This window comes from Streptomyces cavernae, from assembly GCF_004023625.1.
Lineage (GTDB): Bacteria > Actinomycetota > Actinomycetes > Streptomycetales > Streptomycetaceae > Streptomyces > Streptomyces cavernae.
In genome coordinates, this window is the sequence record NZ_ML137712.1 from 155,441 (window position 1) to 172,059 (window position 16,619).

The 16,619-nt window shown below is 70.2% G+C and carries 14 protein-coding genes; 5 read left to right on the forward strand and 9 right to left on the reverse strand.

Features of this window, described 5'->3' with window-relative positions:
• The first annotated feature begins 219 nt into the window (after positions 1–219).
• On the forward strand, positions 220–354 hold the full coding sequence (locus tag EF387_RS49375; protein ID WP_274388923.1) for a hypothetical protein: 135 nt from the start codon (positions 220–222) through the stop codon (positions 352–354).
• A gap of 47 nt (positions 355–401) precedes the next feature.
• Here the strand turns inward: EF387_RS49375 and EF387_RS06730 are convergent, their stop codons facing one another.
• Positions 402–863 carry a GNAT family N-acetyltransferase gene (locus EF387_RS06730; RefSeq protein WP_128375561.1) on the reverse strand — a complete coding sequence of 154 codons (462 nt, stop codon included), beginning with the start codon at positions 861–863 and terminating at the stop codon, positions 402–404.
• Positions 864–1,018: 155 nt separating this feature from the next.
• Between EF387_RS06730 and EF387_RS06735 the strand changes: the two genes are divergently transcribed.
• Positions 1,019–2,155: a lytic polysaccharide monooxygenase auxiliary activity family 9 protein gene (locus EF387_RS06735; RefSeq protein ID WP_128375562.1), complete on the forward strand. Its 1,137-nt coding sequence runs from the start codon at positions 1,019–1,021 to the stop codon at positions 2,153–2,155.
• A gap of 113 nt (positions 2,156–2,268) precedes the next feature.
• On the opposite strand, the gene EF387_RS06740 is transcribed toward EF387_RS06735, so the two are convergent.
• Together EF387_RS06740 and EF387_RS06745 are read right to left on the reverse strand one after the other, a co-directional pair.
• Entirely contained in the window at positions 2,269–3,135 is an 867-nt protein-coding gene (locus tag EF387_RS06740; RefSeq protein WP_128375563.1) for an esterase/lipase family protein, read from the reverse strand.
• Between the two features lie 171 nt (positions 3,136–3,306).
• The gene (locus EF387_RS06745) at positions 3,307–3,753 is read right to left on the reverse strand and encodes a MarR family winged helix-turn-helix transcriptional regulator (RefSeq protein ID WP_128375564.1); all 447 of its coding nucleotides are present in this window, start codon (positions 3,751–3,753) and stop codon (positions 3,307–3,309) included.
• Between the two features lie 90 nt (positions 3,754–3,843).
• Between EF387_RS06745 and EF387_RS06750 the strand changes: the two genes are divergently transcribed.
• Entirely contained in the window at positions 3,844–4,218 is a 375-nt protein-coding gene (locus tag EF387_RS06750; protein WP_128375565.1) for a cupin domain-containing protein, read from the forward strand.
• Between the two features lie 6 nt (positions 4,219–4,224).
• Here EF387_RS06750 and EF387_RS06755 read toward each other — a convergent pair whose 3' ends face one another.
• Both EF387_RS06755 and EF387_RS06760 read right to left on the reverse strand, forming a co-directional pair.
• The gene (locus EF387_RS06755; RefSeq protein WP_128375566.1) at positions 4,225–5,220 is read right to left on the reverse strand and encodes a DNA polymerase Y family protein; all 996 of its coding nucleotides are present in this window, start codon (positions 5,218–5,220) and stop codon (positions 4,225–4,227) included.
• A complete protein-coding gene (locus EF387_RS06760; RefSeq protein WP_128375567.1) occupies positions 5,217–8,714 on the reverse strand; it encodes a DNA polymerase III subunit alpha in 3,498 nt (1,165 codons plus the stop codon). The genes EF387_RS06755 and EF387_RS06760 overlap by 4 nt, the downstream gene beginning before the upstream one ends.
• Positions 8,715–8,965: 251 nt before the next feature.
• Here EF387_RS06760 and EF387_RS06765 point away from each other — a divergent pair, with 251 nt between their 5' ends.
• Positions 8,966–9,961, forward strand: a complete 996-nt coding sequence (locus EF387_RS06765; RefSeq protein ID WP_128375568.1) for a DUF3533 domain-containing protein — start codon at positions 8,966–8,968, stop codon at positions 9,959–9,961.
• Between the two features lie 47 nt (positions 9,962–10,008).
• On the opposite strand, the gene EF387_RS06770 is transcribed toward EF387_RS06765, so the two are convergent.
• From EF387_RS06770 to EF387_RS06785, 4 genes are all read right to left on the reverse strand, one after another.
• Positions 10,009–11,091 carry a S1 family peptidase gene (locus EF387_RS06770; protein WP_128375569.1) on the reverse strand — a complete coding sequence of 361 codons (1,083 nt, stop codon included), beginning with the start codon at positions 11,089–11,091 and terminating at the stop codon, positions 10,009–10,011.
• Between the two features lie 655 nt (positions 11,092–11,746).
• Positions 11,747–12,820, reverse strand: coding sequence for a slipin family protein (locus tag EF387_RS06775; protein WP_238431365.1), 1,074 nt, complete (start codon positions 12,818–12,820; stop codon positions 11,747–11,749).
• Positions 12,821–13,112: 292 nt separating this feature from the next.
• Complete coding sequence (locus EF387_RS06780; RefSeq protein WP_128375570.1) at positions 13,113–14,015, reverse strand: S1 family peptidase; 903 nt, start codon at positions 14,013–14,015, stop codon at positions 13,113–13,115.
• Between the two features lie 574 nt (positions 14,016–14,589).
• Positions 14,590–15,774 carry a DUF5685 family protein gene (locus tag EF387_RS06785; protein WP_202918160.1) on the reverse strand — a complete coding sequence of 395 codons (1,185 nt, stop codon included), beginning with the start codon at positions 15,772–15,774 and terminating at the stop codon, positions 14,590–14,592.
• A gap of 288 nt (positions 15,775–16,062) precedes the next feature.
• Between EF387_RS06785 and EF387_RS06790 the strand changes: the two genes are divergently transcribed.
• Complete coding sequence (locus EF387_RS06790; protein ID WP_128375572.1) at positions 16,063–16,500, forward strand: cell division protein SepF; 438 nt, start codon at positions 16,063–16,065, stop codon at positions 16,498–16,500.
• Positions 16,501–16,619 lie beyond the last annotated feature (119 nt).

A 16,619-nucleotide genomic window follows, 5' to 3' on the forward strand; every position in this document is an offset into this window, starting at 1 on the left:
CGTAACCGATCAGGAACGCCGCGTCACAGCCGGCCCTGCGACGTGCATCGGGGCTCGCGGTTTTGTCACTGTTCCACAGCATGTGGCCTGGAGTGACACCTGCCACTGACAACCGAATCGTGACTCCCGCCACTGACAGACCACGTTCGATGAGTAACCCTCCCGGGAAAGGTCTACCTCCGTGCCATCACGGAACCCGGTAGGCACTAGGAGGCAGCCATGCGCCGTGCGACCGTGCACAAGCCCCTGAGGAAGTCCGAATCCCGCCGGAAGCGGGATGAGATCGACGAAAACCCCACAGAGCGCCCCGAGGTGCGAAAGGACATCGCACGCACCTGGTGGCCGGACGGCTGAGCCCAGCCGCCCTCTTCCAACATCGGGAATCCGCGGCTTCGCACTGGTCAGATGAGCTGCTTGCGGTAGTGGATCCGGTCGTACGGCCCGTCCGCACGCCGCTCGACGACCTCGTACCCGAACCTCGGGTACATCCGCTGGTTCTCCCACATCATCGCGTTCGTGTAGAGCCTGACCTCGGGCAGACCGAGCGCACGCGCGCGTGCCTCCACGAAGGCGAGCAGCCGCCGCCCCAGCCCCTGACCGTGGGCGTCGGGGTGGACGGCGATGCTGTCGAGGAACAGATGATCCTCGTGCGCGTCGATCACCACGAGTCCGCGGACGGGCTCTCCGAGGACGAACACCCGCCCCGCGGCGACATCGGCCGCGTGGTCCGCCTCCATGGGCACCGGCACCACCCCGATCCGGTCGATATAGCGTTCGAACGCCGCGTCCGTCACCGCCTTCACCGCGGGTACGTCGGCGGCGGTCGCAGGGCGGATCTCACCGAGGTCACCTTGGTCTGTCATGCCCGCACGGTACCTACCTGAGCCCAGCCTCAGCACGCCCTTAAGGGCGCCATAAAGATCGCCCTCGCCCGCTCTCAGCAGGCGCTTTCCCGGATTCCAGGGGCTAGCTTGCGGATCGCCCACCGCAAGACCCGACCGCCCCAGGAGTCACTCCCATGTCTGCGTCCGCTCTGCGCAAGACCACCGTGCTCACCGTCGCCGGTGCCGCCCCGCTCGCCCTGACCGCGCTGGCCGCCGGGCCCGCCGTCGCACACGGCTCCATGGGCGACCCCGTCAGCCGGGTCGCCCAGTGCTACGCGGAGGGCCCGGAGAATCCGCGGTCGGCCGCGTGCCGGGCGGCGGTCGCGGCGGGCGGCACCCAGGCGCTCTACGACTGGAACGGCATCCGGATCGGTGACGCCGGCGGACGTCACCAGGAGCTGATCGCCGACGGAAAACTGTGCAGTGCGGGCAACGACGAGTTCAAGGGCCTGGACCTGGCCCGCGGGGACTGGCCCACGACGAGCGTGCGCGCCGGCTCGTACACCTTCAAGTACCGGGTGACGGCCCCGCACAAGGGCACCTTCAAGGTCTACATCACCAAGCCCGGCTACGACCCGTCCAAGCCGCTGGCCTGGGACGACCTGGATCTGGCCCGTCCGGTGGCCACGGCGACGGACCCGGCCGCGACCGGCGGTTTCTACACGTTCTCGGGCACCCTGCCGCAGCGCTCCGGCAAACAGCTGCTGTACGCGATCTGGCAGCGGTCGGACAGTCCGGAGGCGTTCTACTCCTGCTCGGACGTGTCCTTCGGGGGCAGCGCCTCGTCGGGGGCCGGCTCGTCGGGCAGCGGCGCCTCGGGAAGCGGTTCTCCCGAGCGTGGTTCGGGCAGTGGTTCCGCGGGCGGTGATCCGGCGGGCGGTGGTGCGGACAGCAAGTCCGCACCCGCACCGAGCGCCTCCGCACCCTCCGACGAACAGATCGCCGACGGCGCCGACAAGTCGACCGTCGAGCACCACGGGAAGGGCGACGCCGACCCGCACACGACGACGGACCCCTCCGGCAGCCCGGCCACCGGCACCGGTACCAGCACCAGCTCGGACTCGGGGCCGCAGATCGGCTCACCCGCCTCGGACGGCGGCGCCAACCTGCCGGAGCCGGCCGGCGCCAAGTCGGACCTCGCCGAGACCGGTGGCAGCGGGAACACCCCGTATCTCGCCGTGGGCGGTGCCGCCGCCCTGGCACTGGGGACCGGGGCATGGTTCGCCTCGGTCCGCAGGCGCACGGCGGGCGGCGGCCGGCACGGCCGCTAGCGGTCGGCGGCCGGCCACGGACCATCAGCCATCGGCCTCGACCAACGACCATCGACCGTCACACGCCAGCCGTCACACGTCAGACGCCGACTGCCAACCACAGCCATCAGCCATCAGCCGATGACGGAGGCACAGGTGGTCGGGGTGGCGCGCGCCGGGTCCAGGGCGTTGGCCACCTCGTGGAAGGCGATCCGGTCGACGAGCCCGAGCGCGGCGTGCTCGGACAGATCGAGCGGGCACAGGTCCTGGATCAGGACGTTGCGTACGTTCGAACCGCTCAGGTACTGACTCCGCCAGGGAGTGACGATCTCGTCGTACTTGGTGGCGATGACGGTGTACTTGACGCCCGGCACGGTGTCGCCGCCCTCGTTGAGCTTGGTCAGGAACGGGGAGCCGGCGATCTGGTCGGCGAGGGCGGGGGTGGCCTTGGTGAGCAGGTCCTCGGCGCCCGGGAAGTAACGCAGCAGCTTGGTGAGGCCGTTCAGGTCGGTTCCGTGGTTGTCGGGCGCGATGCCGACGAGGGCGTTCACCTTGGCGGCACCGCCGAGGAACTTCAGGTAGTAGCGGGGCATCATGCCGCCCTGCGAGTGGCCCACGAGGTCGGCCTCGGCGGCGCCGGTCGAGGCGAGGACCTTGTCGACGAAGACGTCGAGTTGTTCCGCGGACTTGTCGATCGGGCCGAGTCCGTGGAAGAAGGGCACGCCGGGCAACTGCCCGTAGTCCAGGGCGAAGACGCAGTAGCCGCGGTTCACCAAGTACGGTGCGAGGCCGAGCCAGTTGTCCACGGAGTTGGCGAGGGTGCCGTGCACCAGGACGACGGGGCGGGGATGGGCGGTGGACGGCTTGCACGAGTAATCGTTCAAGCCACTGCTGCGGGCGGCGGACTCGGAGGCGGTGGCTTCGGTGACGGGGACGAGGACGGCCACGGCGGTGAGCAGCAGCGCGACGAGTGATCTGAGCACTCGCTTCCAGGGCAGCATCGGGTGATCTCCTTGCGGCTCAAGGGACATGCGACGACGTACGCCCTGTGATCCGGATCACGAGGATGCTGTTCTGACTTCAAGTTACGAACGAGTAGCAGACGTGGGAAGTTACGCGTCAGTAAAAACTTCCAGTGTTAGTTGCACACCACCTGAATGGCGTTACCGCTGTCACCACGTGGGGCGGATGGGACCGTTCGGCGCGATGACCAGCAACTGTTCATACAGCGCACGGGCCTGACGCCCCCCCAGCTGCCGAACCCAGGGGCGCACGGCGTCGGCGGCGGCCTCCTCGGCGGCGCGCGTGCACGCCCACCCGAGCTCGGTCATGACGACGAGCCGGGCCCGGGCGTCCACAGGATGCGGCCGCCGCTCGACGTACCCCTTGCGCACGAGTTCTTCCACGAGCTGACTGGCGGCCTGCTTGGTCACCCCCAGATGGCCGGCGAGCTCACTGACGGTCGCTCCGTCCGGCGCGAGCCGCGCGAAGGCGAACCCGTGCGCGGGCCGCAGCCCTTCGAAGCCCCGGGCGACCACGCCCGCGTGAATGCGCTGTGTGAGCTCACCGGCGGCGGCGAGCAGGGCGGCGGAGAGGGCCATGGCCTCGGAGTTGTGCACGGGGGCATTGAAACACCCTTGACACAGTGGTCAAGCTACTTGACCATACAGGAATATAGTCAAGTGGCTTGACCACCTTACGGAGGCGCAATGCCCGTCATCCGCTCGTCCGAAGCCGTCACCCATGAGATCCACGGCGCCCGCTTCGTCTCGTACGCAACCCCCCTCACCGGCAGCAGGGAACTGTGCGCCTGGCGCGGTGAGATCCCCGGCGGCACCAAGGCTCCTCTGCACACCGTCAACCGCGAGGAGATCTTCCACCTCCTCGAAGGTGAACTCCTGATCACCCTGGACGGCCTTACCGAACGCATCTCGGCAGGCGACACGGTCGTCATCAACCGCGGCGCCACTCTGGGGGTCGAGAATCCCACCGACCGCACCGCGGTCTCCTGGGTCACCACGTCCATCGGCCTGGAAGCGACCCTCGCCGACGGCACCCGCCTCGCTCCCCCCTGGGCCAACTGAGCCCCCTCATGTCGTCCGCTGGTCGTCGGCCAGGGCGGCGGCCTGAACGGCTCCGGGGCCGAAGCGGCGGCGGGCTCGATCGGCCGCCGCCTCCGCGGCGCGAGCACGGTCGTCCCCGGGGTCCAGGGAGAGTTGACGATAGGCCTCCCCGGCCGGTGACAGGTCGTCGGCGCGGAGCGCGAAGGCGCGGACTCTCGCCCGCTGCAGCCCGAGGCCGGCCAGCAGGCCCAGAGCGACCGAGGCCAGGGCGGACGAATGGCTGGTGGGCTCCGGCGGCGTGCGCGTACGCGTGGTGGAACTGCGGTCGGCGTACCGCACCGTGAGGCTGAGACGACCGGCGACCTGGCCTTCACCGCGCAGTCGTTGGCCGATCCGGTCGGCGAGTCCCAGTACGGCCCGATGGTGTTGCGCCGGATCCAGACAGTCCCGGTCGAACACGAGGTCGTCGGTCAGATGGGCCACCGGTTCCATGGGGGTGACCGGGCGGGGGTCATGGCCGCGCGCGCGTTCGCCGAGCAGCCGGGCCTGGCCGACACCCAGAAGGCGTTGCAGGGTCGCCGGGGGCACGTCCGCGACCCGGCCGATGGTGTGCAGACCGTATCTGTCGAGCGTCGCCGCCGTGGTGCGGCCGACCCCCGGCAGTGCGGCGACCGGCCGCGGCCGCAGCCAGTCGGTGGCCCGCTCGGCGGGGACCCAGGTGGTCTCCCCCGGCGCCGACGCGTCGGCCGCCATGGCGGCCAGCATGCGGTTGCCCGCGAGGCCGGCGCTGCTGTCGATGCCGTAGAGGGCCTTCAGACGCAACTTCGCCAACTGGACGACGTCGTAGGGAGACAGGTCGAAGTACCTGAGTGCCGAGGTCAGATCCAGTTGGACGGCGTCCGGCGGGACCGCCTGGACGTGGGGCGTGATTCCGGACATCAGCTCGACCATGTCGTCGTACTGGTCCTCGGTCAGCTCGGCGTGCAGATGGAGGTGGGCGATGTGCCGTTGCCGCGTGGTCATCCCGCGCTCCCAGGACTGCGGTGCCCCAGCTTCCTCAGGTCGGCCGAACGACTGCCGGCGGTCTGCAGATCCGCGTACGGGTGCAGCCGCGCGCCGGTGGTGCCGTTGGCCAGGGTGCGCTGCGGCTGGGCAGGGGCCGGCTGGGCCTGGTCGGGACTCGACTGCGGCTCGGCAGGAGTCGGCTGCGGATGGTCGGCGCCGAGCAGGGCCAGAGCTGCCTCGGGGCCGTGGTCGCGGCGGGCGGCGGCGATCTCGTCCAGGTCCCAGGCCATGGTGCCGACGACCGTACGGCGGGTGCCGCGCACCTGGACCGTGCCGCGCACCAGCAGCAGTCCGCTGTGGAAGACGGTGTACGCGCACGCCGGGTGGGAGTCCTCGAAGAACGCCAGGTCCACCAGGCCGGAGCCGTCCTCCAGGGTGACGAAGATGATCCGCTTGCCGCTGGCGATCGGCGGGGTCTGGGTGGAGGCCCGCACTCCGGCGACGAGGACCTGCTGACCGGGGCGCAGCCCGGCCAGATGCGCCGAGTCGGTCGCACCGATCTCCCGCAGCAACCTGTGGTGGTGTTCCATCAGGTGCCGGGAGACGTCGATGCCGAGGGTGCTCAACTCCGCGCTCAGGGCTTCGCGCCCGGTCATCTCCGGCAGACCGCTCGGCTCCGCTCCGCCGACGGCGTTCGCGTCGATGGGCACCTGGCCCTTGCCCGCGGACCGGGTGCGGGAGGCCCGGTGGAGTTCGGCGATCTGCAGCAGCAGATCACGCCGCGTGAGGCGTCCGTCATGGAGGCGGTTCAGGGCGCCGATCTCCGCGAGGCGTTCCGCGATCGGTCTGCTGGGGTGGGCCCGCTGCCAGAAGTCCGACAGCGATCCGTACGGCTGGCCCTCTTCGATCCGTGCGCATTCGTCCTTGCTGATGCCGTGCACGGCGGACAGCGCGAGCCGGACGCCCCACCGTTCCGCGTCGGCACGCTCGACGGTGTGCCGCGCCCTGGAGTGGTTGACGTCGACGGGCAGGACCGGCACGCCATGCCGACGGGCGTCTGCGACGAGGACACGCTTGGGCCACATACCGGGGTCGTGTTCGAGCAGACCGGCCAGCAGAAAAGCCGGGTAGTGCGCCTTGAGCCAGGCGCTCTGCAGGGCCGGTACGGCGAACGCGACCGCGTGCGCCCGGCAGAAACCGTAGGACCCGAAGGCCTCGATGGTCTTCCACACCTCCTCCCGGACCTCCGCGCTGTAGCCGCGGGCGCCCGCCTCACGGTGGAACCACTCCCGAAGCGTGGGCATCCGGTCCTTCTCCCCCAGCGCCCGCCGGGCGACCTCGGCCAGGGCGTGGTCGCAGCCGGTCATCACCGACAGCGTCTCGATGATCTGCTCGTGCCAGATGGTCACGCCGTAGGTGTCGGCGAGCACCGGCTCGAGGTCCGGGTGGGCGTAGGAGGGTGTGCCGCCGTGGCGGGCGGCGATGTAACGCTCGGGCATGCCACCGGCGACCGGTCCGGGCCGGAAGAGACTGATGTCGGCGATGACGTCCTGCGGGTCACGCGGCTGCAACCGCGACAGGAGGTCCTGCTGACCGGGCGACTCGAGCTGGAAGAGGCCCAGGGTCCGGCTCTCCTGGATGAGCTTGAAGGCGAAGACGTCGTCGAGCGGCACCTGCCGCGGGTCGTCCAGGTCGATGTGGTTGCCGGTGGTCCGTTCGATCTCGGCGACGGCGTGCGCCATCGCGGACTGCATCCGCACGCCCAGGACGTCCAGTTTGATGTTGCCCAGCGCCTCGATCTCCTCCTTGGCCGCCATCGCCATCGGATAGTTCCCCTGGGGGGTGGGCTGCACCGGCAGCCGGTCAAGGAGCGTCGCGTCGCTGATGACCACTCCGCAGGGGTGCATGGCCATGCCGTGGACCAGGGAGTCGAGGCCCTCGGCGAGCTCCCACAGCCGCCCGTACCGGTCCGCCTCGGCCGCCAGCCGGCGCAGCTCGGGCAGTTCGGCGAGCGCGCCGGTGATGTCGGAGGCCCGCAGGTGCGGGAAGCTCTTGGCGATCCGGTCGACCTCATCCGGCGCGATCCCCAGCGCGAGACCGGTGTCCCTGAGGGCCCTGCGCGCGCGGTAGGTCTCGGGCATCGCGGTGACCGCGACCCGCTCCTCGCCGAACCGCTCGAAGATCGTGTCGTAGCACTCCAGCCGTCTGGCGGACTCCACGTCGATGTCGATGTCCGGGAGCGAGGCCCGGCGCACGCTCAGGAAGCGTTCGAACAGCAGCCGGTGGTCGAGCGGGTTGGCGGTGGCTATGCCCAGCGCGTGGCAGACCATCGATCCCGCGCCGGAGCCGCGGGCCGCGACCCGGATGCCCTTCTCCCGGATGTCCGCCACGGCCTGTCCGACGGCGAGGAAGTACGAGTCGTAGTTCAGCTCGGAGATCACGGAGAGCTCTTGGTCCAGGCGTTCCACGGCGGCCTGGTCCCGGTCCAGGCCACGTCGGACCATGCCGTCCTCGCACCGCCGGCGCAGCAGCCGTGCCGCGCCGCCCGGCCCGGGCTCGGCGCCGAGCACCTCCGGTTCCGGGAAGTGGGGTGTGCCCAGTCCGAGGTCGGCCACGGGGTCGACGGTGCACGCGGCCGCCGTGGCCGCGGTGTCCGCCAGCAGCCGGTCCGCCCGCCCGGGGGCCGCTCCGGCGCATGCGGCGATCCGCCGTGCGGCGTCCGCCATCGCCCGCTCGTCCTTGAGCCAGCGCTGACCGCTGTCCACGTAACGCTGGTCGATGGGCCGCAGCAGCCGTGCGGCGTCCAGGACGTCGGCGATCCGGTGCTGACCCGGGTCGGCGTAGCGGACGGCGTTGGAGAGCACGGCGGTGGTGCTGGTGCGGTCGGCCAGCGCCAGGGTGCGCGCGGCCAGTCGCAGCGACCCCGGCCCGGTGCCGGACTGCCCGTGCAGGACGGTCTCCAGTCTGATCCCCCTTCCGAAGATCTCGCGCCACGGTGCCAGCAGCTTCATCGCGACGTCCTCCCGGCCCGCCGCCAGTGCCCGCACGGGCTCCGAGAGCGGTCCGAGCAGCACGACCAGGCCCGGGCCGCCGTGCTCGCGCAGCGCCTCCCACGGCACCACCACCGGTGCCGCACCGGCCGCGGTGCCGGCGTGCGCGGCCGATGTGATGCGGCACAGTCGTGCCCATCCGGCGCGGTCCTGCGCGAGCAGCACGAACCGCAGCGGCGGCTCGATCACGTGTGCGCCACCGCGCGCCGGGGTGCGGCGCCGCAGCGCGGGGGGCGGGGGCGCGACGGCCGCCACCGCGAGATCGACGCCGAAGACCGGACGGACCCCGGTCCCGGCGCAGGCCAGCGCGAACCGGACGACGCCGGTGACCGTGTCCCGGTCGGTGAGCGCGAGCGTCGCCATACCGCGCTCGGCCGCCCGCCGGACGAGATGCTCGGGGTGGGCGGCGCCGTAGCGAACGGAGTAACCGGACGCGACGTGCAGATGGGCGTAGCCCGTCATGCCGCACCTCCATCACTCCACCCCTTTTCAGCCGTACGCAGCTCCAGCCCTACACGTTTCCAGCCATACGTACGATACGCCCGATATGTTCATCGCACTTGCGTTCGATTACTCTAACCCCATCACCCCCGGGCGGCGACGCTATTCGAACACATGATCGCTTTTCTCGGCATCCGGACGGCACGACCCAGGTCGACCATTCGGCCCCCTCCCACCTGCACGGAAGCCGGGAGGACCGGAGCGTTGAGGGCATGACGCGGACCCGCAGGCCCCTTCTCACGGAGGTGAAGGACGCCGTCACTGCGCGGGCCGCCCTGCTCGTCATCGGGGCGATCGTGCTTCAGCTCCTCTTCATCGCCTCGTTCGTCGGAGCGCTGCACGACCCGGAGATGCGGGACGTGCCCTTCGGGATCGTCACCCCGCGGCAGGTCGCTCCGGAGGCGGTGGCGCGGCTGGAGCAGCTGCCCGGCGATCCGCTGGAGCCACGGGCGATCGCGGACCTGTCGGCCGCCCGGCAGCGGATCCTCGACCGGGAGATCGACGGGGCGCTGATCATCGACGCCCGGAGCACCACCGACACCCTGCTCGTCTCCTCCGGTGGCGGCACCGTGTCGGCCGAGGCGCTGCAGACGCTCATGGAGACGCTGGCGCGGGCCGAGCGGCGCACGCTCCGGACCGTGGACGTGGCCCCGGTCTCCGCCGCGGACTTCGACGGACTGACGTCCTTCCACCTGGTCGTCGGCTGGTGCGCCGGGGGCTGTCTGTACGGGGCGATCCTGGCGATCACCCCGCGCCGCGCCACGATCCGGCTCGGAGCGCTGGCGCTCGTCTCGGTCCTGGGCGGGCTCGGCGGTGCGGTGATCGTCGGTCCGGTACTCGGCGCCCTGCCCGGCGGTGTGTTCGCCCTCTGGGGGCTCGGCGCCCTGGTCGTCTTCGCGGCCGGCGCGACGACGCTGGCCCTCCGCAGCGTCTTCGGGGTCGCCGGCATCGGCCTGGCGATCCTGCTGGTGGTGATCGCGGGCAGTGCGAGCGCGGGCGGCGCCGTCCCCTTCCCGATGCTGCCGCCGTTCTGGAGGGGGATCGGCCCGGCGCTGCCGCCGGGGGCGGGAACGTGGGCGGCGCGCTCGATCGCGTACTTCGGCGGGAACGGCCTGCGGGAGTCCCTGCTGGTGCTGTCGGGCTGGGCGGTGGCGGGGGTGTCGGTGACACTGCTGACGGCGTCGTTCAGGCGGCGGATCACCCCGTGAAAGCACAAGGGCCCCACCCCCTACCCGGGGGCGGGGCCCGAACTACGTCAGCCGATCTCCGCCCCGAAGGTGCTGAGCGCCTCCGTCACCGGCTGGAAGAACGTCTCCCCACCGGAGGTGCAGTCACCACTGCCGCCGGAGGTGAGACCGATCGCGGTGTCGCCCGAGAAGAGCGAGCCGCCGCTGTCGCCGGGTTCGGCGCAGACATCGGTCTGGATGAGGCCGTTGACGATGTCACCGTTGCCGTAGTTCACGGTGGCGTCCAGACCGGTGACCGTACCGCTGTCCACCTGGGTCGTGGAGCCGCTGCGGGTCACCTCCTGGCCGACGGTGGCGTCGCCCGCCTTGGTGATCTTCTGGGTCGAGCCGTTGTAGAGGTTGACCTCGCTCGGACGGTCCACCTCCGCCGTGTACTTGACCAGCCCGAAGTCGTTCTCGGGGAAGCTGGACTCCTCGTTGGTGCCGATCTCCTGACCGCCGGAGTCCGACCAGGTGGAGATCGACTCGGTGCAGTGACCGGCCGTGATGAAGTACGGCTCGCCGTCCTTGACCACGTTGAAGCCGAGGGAGCATCGGCCGCCACCACCGGTGATGGCGTCGCCACCCGCGATGAAGGGCTTGAACTCCCCCTTCGTACGTTTGAGTTCGGCCTTGCCGCCAAGAGCGTCCACGACCTTGGTGAGCTTGGCCCACTCGGCCTTGGAGACGGTGCGGTCCGCGGTGACGACCACCTTGTTGGTCTCGGGGTTCGTCGCCCACGAGGTGCCGGGGATGGTGGCGTCCTTCTTGAGCGTCATACGGGCGCTCGTCAGCTCCGCGAGCGAGTTCTTGACGACTCTGACCTTGGCTCCTGCCGCCGCCGCGGCCTTCGCCGCGTCCTCGCTGAGCACATTGACGACGAGGTTCCTGGCCTTGGCGTCGTAGTACGTTCCGGCCGCCTCGACGCCGAGGTCCTTGCCGAGCGTCGAGGCGAGCTTTCCGGCCGCGACGACCGAGAGCGTCTCGGGGGCGGGGGTTGCGGCGTGCTCGCTGGCGTTCGCAGTCTGGAAGGTGACTCCTGCGGCGACCAGTGCGGCGATACCCGCACCCGCCACGGCTGCACGCCGCTTGGGTATGCGTCGGTGCTTCAACCTACGTCCTCCTGTGGGGGGTCGACACCGGCGATTGTGGGGAACACCGGTGCCGCGAAAAGGGTACGAGCAGGGGCTCGACGTGCTGTGAAGCCGCCCCGCCCATTGGACGGCGCCCACTATTCCGAGGCGTACAGGGAGCACACAAGGTCGACTTCAGGCCGCGCACGAGCAAACGCGGTGCGCCTGCCGCGAGTTGCTCCACCCCGGTCACACCACGTCAGTTCGCAATGCAAACACTACGAGCGAGTAACTTTTTCCGGTCCGTGAGGTCTAGTCCTGTCCAAATCCAGCCCCCACAGCGACCGTTCGCCGATACACGTGCGGAGGCCCCCGGTTGACGCGGTGAAGATTGAGCGAAGGCCCACCCGCGAACCAACGCAACGGGACGTGCGCAAAGGACGTGCGCCCCCACGACCCGCAGCCGCGAACCATCGGTAGGGGACGTGCCGGACTCTCCGCCCGCAGCGGCTGGCGCTCGGGTCACCCAGCCCATTCCGTGAAACATGGAACGCTCCCCCGCTCTCGGCTTCGCTCGGGCGGGGGACCCCCATGACCGAGGGCGGAGAGTCCGGCGCGGCCCCGACCCGGGAACCGACAGCAGGCGCACCGGGCCCCGTAACCCACCCCAGGCAATACGCAAGGCCTGAGCCCACTACTGCGCCACGAGCCCCTGCCCATCAGCCCGCTCACCCACGACCTGCCCCGGCGCCGACGCCACAACCGGTGCGACAGCCGGTGCGACAGCCGACTCGACCGCCGACTCGACCGCCGCTTGGGCCACCTGCCCCTGAGCCATAGGCGCAGCTACCCCGGCAAGCCGCTGCACCTCCGCCAACAACTGCTGGAGGACCTCAGACCGCCCGGCCTCCCGAACTCCAGTCTCCTGACCCACAAGCCGCTCAACCTGAGCCAGAAGCCGCCGCACCTCGGACTGCGCCTGCACCTCCGCCTGCGGCACTCCACCCCCACCCTGCGCACGCTCCAGAAAGCGCAACAACTCCACCGGGAACGGCAGCACGAGCGTGGAGTTCTTCTCGGCGGCCACCGCCACCACCGTCTGCAGCAACCGAAGTTGCAGTGCCGCAGGCGACTCGGACATCTGTTGTGCGGCCTCCGCCAGCTTCTTCGAGGCCTGGAGTTCCGCGTCGGCGTTGATGACGCGAGCCCGGCGTTCCCGGTCCGCCTCGGCCTGCCGGGCCATGGACCGTTTCATGGTCTCCGGCAGCGAGACGTCCTTGATCTCGACCCGGTCGATGGAGACACCCCACTCGACGGCCGGGCTGTCGATCATCAACTCCAGCCCCTGGTTGAGCTTTTCGCGGTTGGAGAGCAGATCGTCCAGCTCACTCTTGCCGATGATGGACCGCAACGAGGTCTGCGCCATCTGCGAGACGGCGAACTTGTAGTTCTCGACGCGCACGATCGCGTCGGGCGCGTCGATCACCTTGAAGTACACGACCGCGTCCACCCGTACCGTGACGTTGTCCCGGGTGATGCCCTCCTGCGCGGGCACAGGCAGCGTCACGATCTGCATGTTGACCTTACGGAGCTTGTCCACGAACGGCACGATCATGGTGAACCCGGGTCCGCGCACATCCGGGCGCAGTCTCCCCAGCCGGAAGACCACACCCCGCTCGTACTGTTTGACGACCCTGGCAGCCGCCGCCACATACGCGGCTCCAGCGAACGCGACGGTCACTCCCGCCGCCACCAGCTCCTCCACCATCCTGGCCCCCGGGGTCCGAAGTGGGCGATTCAGGCGTGTAGTTCCGCGGTTCCGCAGTCCGCAGTCCGCAGTTCCGCAGTCCGTGCCCTTCGACGGTAACCCCGTGGCCCGAACCAGGGCGAGCCCCCGCACGGCAGTGCCGTGCGGGGGCTCGTCTGCTGCTGGCTGCAGTTCGATCACGCGCAGTGGTGAAGAAGCCGCGCGAAGCGGTTCGCAGCACAACTGCCAAACGGTTCGCAGCACAACTCGAAGCGTTCGCAGCGGTGCAGGTGCCGTACTGGTCGGGCGCGGATCAGTAGACGCTGACGCCGTAGGCGCTCAGGGCCTCGGTGACCGGCTGGAAGAACGTGGTGCCGCCGGAGGTGCAGTTGCCGCTGCCGCCGGAGGTCAGACCGTAGGCGACACCGTTGCTGCCGTAGAGCGGGCCGCCGGAGTCACCGGGCTCGGCGCAGACCGTGGTCTGGATCATGCCGTAGACGATGTCGCCGCCGCCGTAGTTGACGGTCGCGTTGAGCGCGGTGACGCGTCCGGTGCGGGTACCGGTGGTGGAACCGGTGCGGATGACGTTGGTGCCCACGCTCGGGGTCCCGGCGCTGGTGATGTCGACGCTGCCGGCGGTGCCGTCCTTGGTGACCGAGGTGTTGGTGTACCGGACGATCCCGTAGTCGTTCGTCGGGAAGCTCGAGCCGGAGGTCGAGCCCAGGACCGTCGTACGGCCGGAGTTGGAGTACCAGGTGCCCGCACCGTCGGTGCAGTGACCGGCGGTCAGGAAGTAGGAGGTGCTGCCGCTGCGGACGTTGAAGCCGAGCGAGCAGCGCCAGCTACTCGCATAGATGGCGTCGCCGCCCTTGATGAGCTTGTTGAACTTGCCGGGGGTGCGCTTGATGGTGAGTGCGCCGGCGTTGCTGCCCGCCTGCTTCTTGATCTTCGCTATCTCGGCGGCGGAGACCGTGCTGTCGGCGGTGACGACGACCCGGCCGGTCTTGCCGTCGATGGCCCAGGCGGTGCCGGGGACATCGGCCTTGAGCACCGAACTGCTGGCGCTCTTGAGCTGGTTGGTGCTGAAGGTGGCGGTGTCGGTCGCGTTCGCGTTGGGTACCGCGAAGGCGGCCGCGGCCACGAGTCCGGTGCTGACGGCGATCAGCCGGGTCCGTCTCGTGACGCCATTGCGGGGGGTGGTGCGCTTGATCCTCACTTTTCGTTCCTCCACATGGGAAGTCGGGGGCCCGCGTGGGGTCGGGGCCCGTGAGGCGCAGCCAGGGCAGAGTCATCCGGTTTCCGAACACGCCGTGCCCCTGACAAGCGCTGGGGGGAGTATTCGGCGGTGCGACCGACCGACGCAAGGGCGCCTTTCGGCCGCGCCCTGTTCAACCGACGTACACCACCGGGGGTCCGGCGCCTCGGAGCGCGGGCCGACGCCCCGGCCACGGCCCGGGTCGACGCCCCGGCCACGGCTCGGATCGGCACCCCGCCGATACTCGGGTCGGCGCCCCCATCCCGCCCGGCCGGTCGAGAACGGATCGCAGCCCGCGCCCCTCCTTGGGGATCACGGGATGTTCGGGGATATGAGCATCCCTGTCGCCCCTATCGCCCCTACCAATTCCGCTGACGGAAAACCGGATGCCTGTTCCACGTCCTGCTCCCCTCGACCGACCCACAGCCCTTGTCGCCAGGGCTTTTCTCCCCCTCCCCCGGAAAACGCCTTAACTTCTGACGCCCGCGCCGAGCGCGTCTTTTCCCTGCAGAACGGCATCCGTTCTCCGCCCGGTTCATGCCCCGCAATCGCAGCAGGAGCAGCACTCACAGCATTCGCAGCCATCGCAGCACCCGCAGTCACAATTGCAGTTGCTGCAGCACCCCTCCCTCTTCCTCCGCGACCACGGGGCCTCGAATTCGTCGGCGCAGCACATCTGGCAGGTGCAGCACAGCCCGATGGCGGCCGCGCATCCGGCCCAGAAACCGCGCCCGGGACGCGGCGGTTCGACGGAGGGCCCACCTCCGGGGCTGCCGTGGGGAGATCCGCCGATGTACGGGCTCTGCGTGCTGCCCGGTCCTCCGGGCGGCGGCCCGAAGGCGCTCTCGGCCGGGTGCGCGCACGCCGAGGTGCCGAACGCCCGGTGCACCGACCTGCGCAGTTCGTGCACCAGCAGGACGTGCGCCAGCTTGGCGTCGGAGAACTCCACCTCGCGCAGGGCGAGCCGTATGCCGTGCAGCGCGTCGTCGGCGAGCCGGCGTGCCTCGGCCAGGGACGTTCCGGTGGCGGTGAGAGGGTTCCAGGCGCCCGAGGCGGCGTCGGCCTCCCGGTCCTCCACGGCGTCCAGCAGGTGCGCGAGCCGCCCGAAGAGCCGGCCGGCCTCGGCGAGCGGCCGCGCGTTGCCGGGGCGTTCGGCGAGCAGCGCGGTGTGCGCGAAGGCCGCGGCGGTGGCGGTCTCGGTGGGCTCGGTCACCGCCAGGATCGGCGTGCCGGGCCCGGCGAGCGCCTCGATGCCCGTCTGCCGGTCCACGGCGTCGACCAGTACGGCCGTGTCGAACCCGACGTCGAGGCCGGTACGCGCCCCCGCGCGGCCCCAGTTCACGGCGACCCTGCGCGCGGCCAGTGCCACCGGTCGGCGGGCCAACAGCCCGTCTCCGTCGGCGATGTGGTCGCGGACCTTCGCGGAGGCGAGCACCAGGGAGACCGCGGCGGCCAGCCGCGCTCCCTCCCCTTGGGCGACCGAGGCGGTCCGCATGCCGCGCAGCGGACAGGGTCCGGCAGTACGTCGCCGGCCGGCCGTGCGCCTGGCCTGAGCCTCCGTCAAAACAGATATGAGCAGCCCGTCGTAGTTGGTGACGAGCCGGGCGAATTGCCCGTGGTCGCCGCGCAGCGCCAGACAAAGCCCGCACAGATGCGCCATCCACTGGGTTTTGAGCCCTTCACCGAGCCGATGACGGCACGGTCTGACCATCCCGAACACTTGCTCCCCCGTGGTTCGTGCGATCGCGAGGGCGGCATCGTATCGACTCGGGCATTCACCCATACGCCCCGCTCGTCACCCGTACGGCAGGAGAAGTCATATTTCACTCTCAGTCAGCAGTCGTACACGGCACGGCCCTTGGGACACCCGGGCTCTCGACGAATTGACTCTGCACCAGTACCGTCACGAAACCCCTGCGCGGCGTCTAACCACTTGGCGCGCGATCCGCATCATGCACGACGATAGGGATGCGGAAAGCAGAAATGACCGCTGTGAGAGGAGGCGTCCATGGGATCGGTGCGCAAGGCGAGTGCCTGGCTTGGCCTCGTCGACGACAACGATGAAGAGCGGTACTACGACGACGACTACGCCGAGGGCTCCGAGTCCGGCGATGCCTGGGTCACCGACCCGCGCGTGAAGGTCGCGTCCGAGACGGCCGAGGAGAAGGGCCGTCGGATCGGCACGGTGACCCCGGACAGCTTCCGGGACGCCCGCGCCATCGGCGAGCTGTTCCGGGACGGTGTCCCGGTCATCATGAACCTCACGGCCATGGAGCCCGCCGACGCCAAGCGCGTCGTCGACTTCGCGGCGGGCCTGATCTTCGGTCTGCGTGGTTCGATCGAGCGGGTCGCCACCCGGGTGTTCCTGCTGACCCCCTCCCACACGGAGATCATCAGCGGAGAGGCCCTCAGCCGTCAGACGGACGGTTTCTTCAACCAGAGCTGAGGCAGGGCCGCTCACCGACTCCCGCCGTCCGATGGACGGGAGATCACCGGAACGCGTCGAGTCCGGTGAGCGCCCTGCCCGGCTCGAGCTGGTGCGTTTCGCACGGTGCCTCGTAGGTG

What these genes read in the sequence shown, in the direction of transcription:
- EF387_RS06735 (WP_128375562.1), top strand. Translation starts at nt 1,019, where the DNA reads ATGTCTGCGTCCGCTCTGCGCAAGACCACCGTGCTCACCGTCGCCGGT.
- EF387_RS06740 (WP_128375563.1), bottom strand. Translation starts at nt 3,135, where the DNA reads ATGCTGCCCTGGAAGCGAGTGCTCAGATCACTCGTCGCGCTGCTGCTC.
- EF387_RS49375 (WP_274388923.1), top strand. Translation starts at nt 220, where the DNA reads ATGCGCCGTGCGACCGTGCACAAGCCCCTGAGGAAGTCCGAATCCCGC.
- EF387_RS06755 (WP_128375566.1), bottom strand. Translation starts at nt 5,220, where the DNA reads ATGACCACGCGGCAACGGCACATCGCCCACCTCCATCTGCACGCCGAG.
- EF387_RS06775 (WP_238431365.1), bottom strand. Translation starts at nt 12,820, where the DNA reads ATGGTGGAGGAGCTGGTGGCGGCGGGAGTGACCGTCGCGTTCGCTGGA.
- EF387_RS06765 (WP_128375568.1), top strand. Translation starts at nt 8,966, where the DNA reads ATGACGCGGACCCGCAGGCCCCTTCTCACGGAGGTGAAGGACGCCGTC.
- EF387_RS06750 (WP_128375565.1), top strand. Translation starts at nt 3,844, where the DNA reads ATGCCCGTCATCCGCTCGTCCGAAGCCGTCACCCATGAGATCCACGGC.
- EF387_RS06790 (WP_128375572.1), top strand. Translation starts at nt 16,063, where the DNA reads ATGGGATCGGTGCGCAAGGCGAGTGCCTGGCTTGGCCTCGTCGACGAC.
- EF387_RS06730 (WP_128375561.1), bottom strand. Translation starts at nt 863, where the DNA reads ATGACAGACCAAGGTGACCTCGGTGAGATCCGCCCTGCGACCGCCGCC.
- EF387_RS06760 (WP_128375567.1), bottom strand. Translation starts at nt 8,714, where the DNA reads ATGACGGGCTACGCCCATCTGCACGTCGCGTCCGGTTACTCCGTTCGC.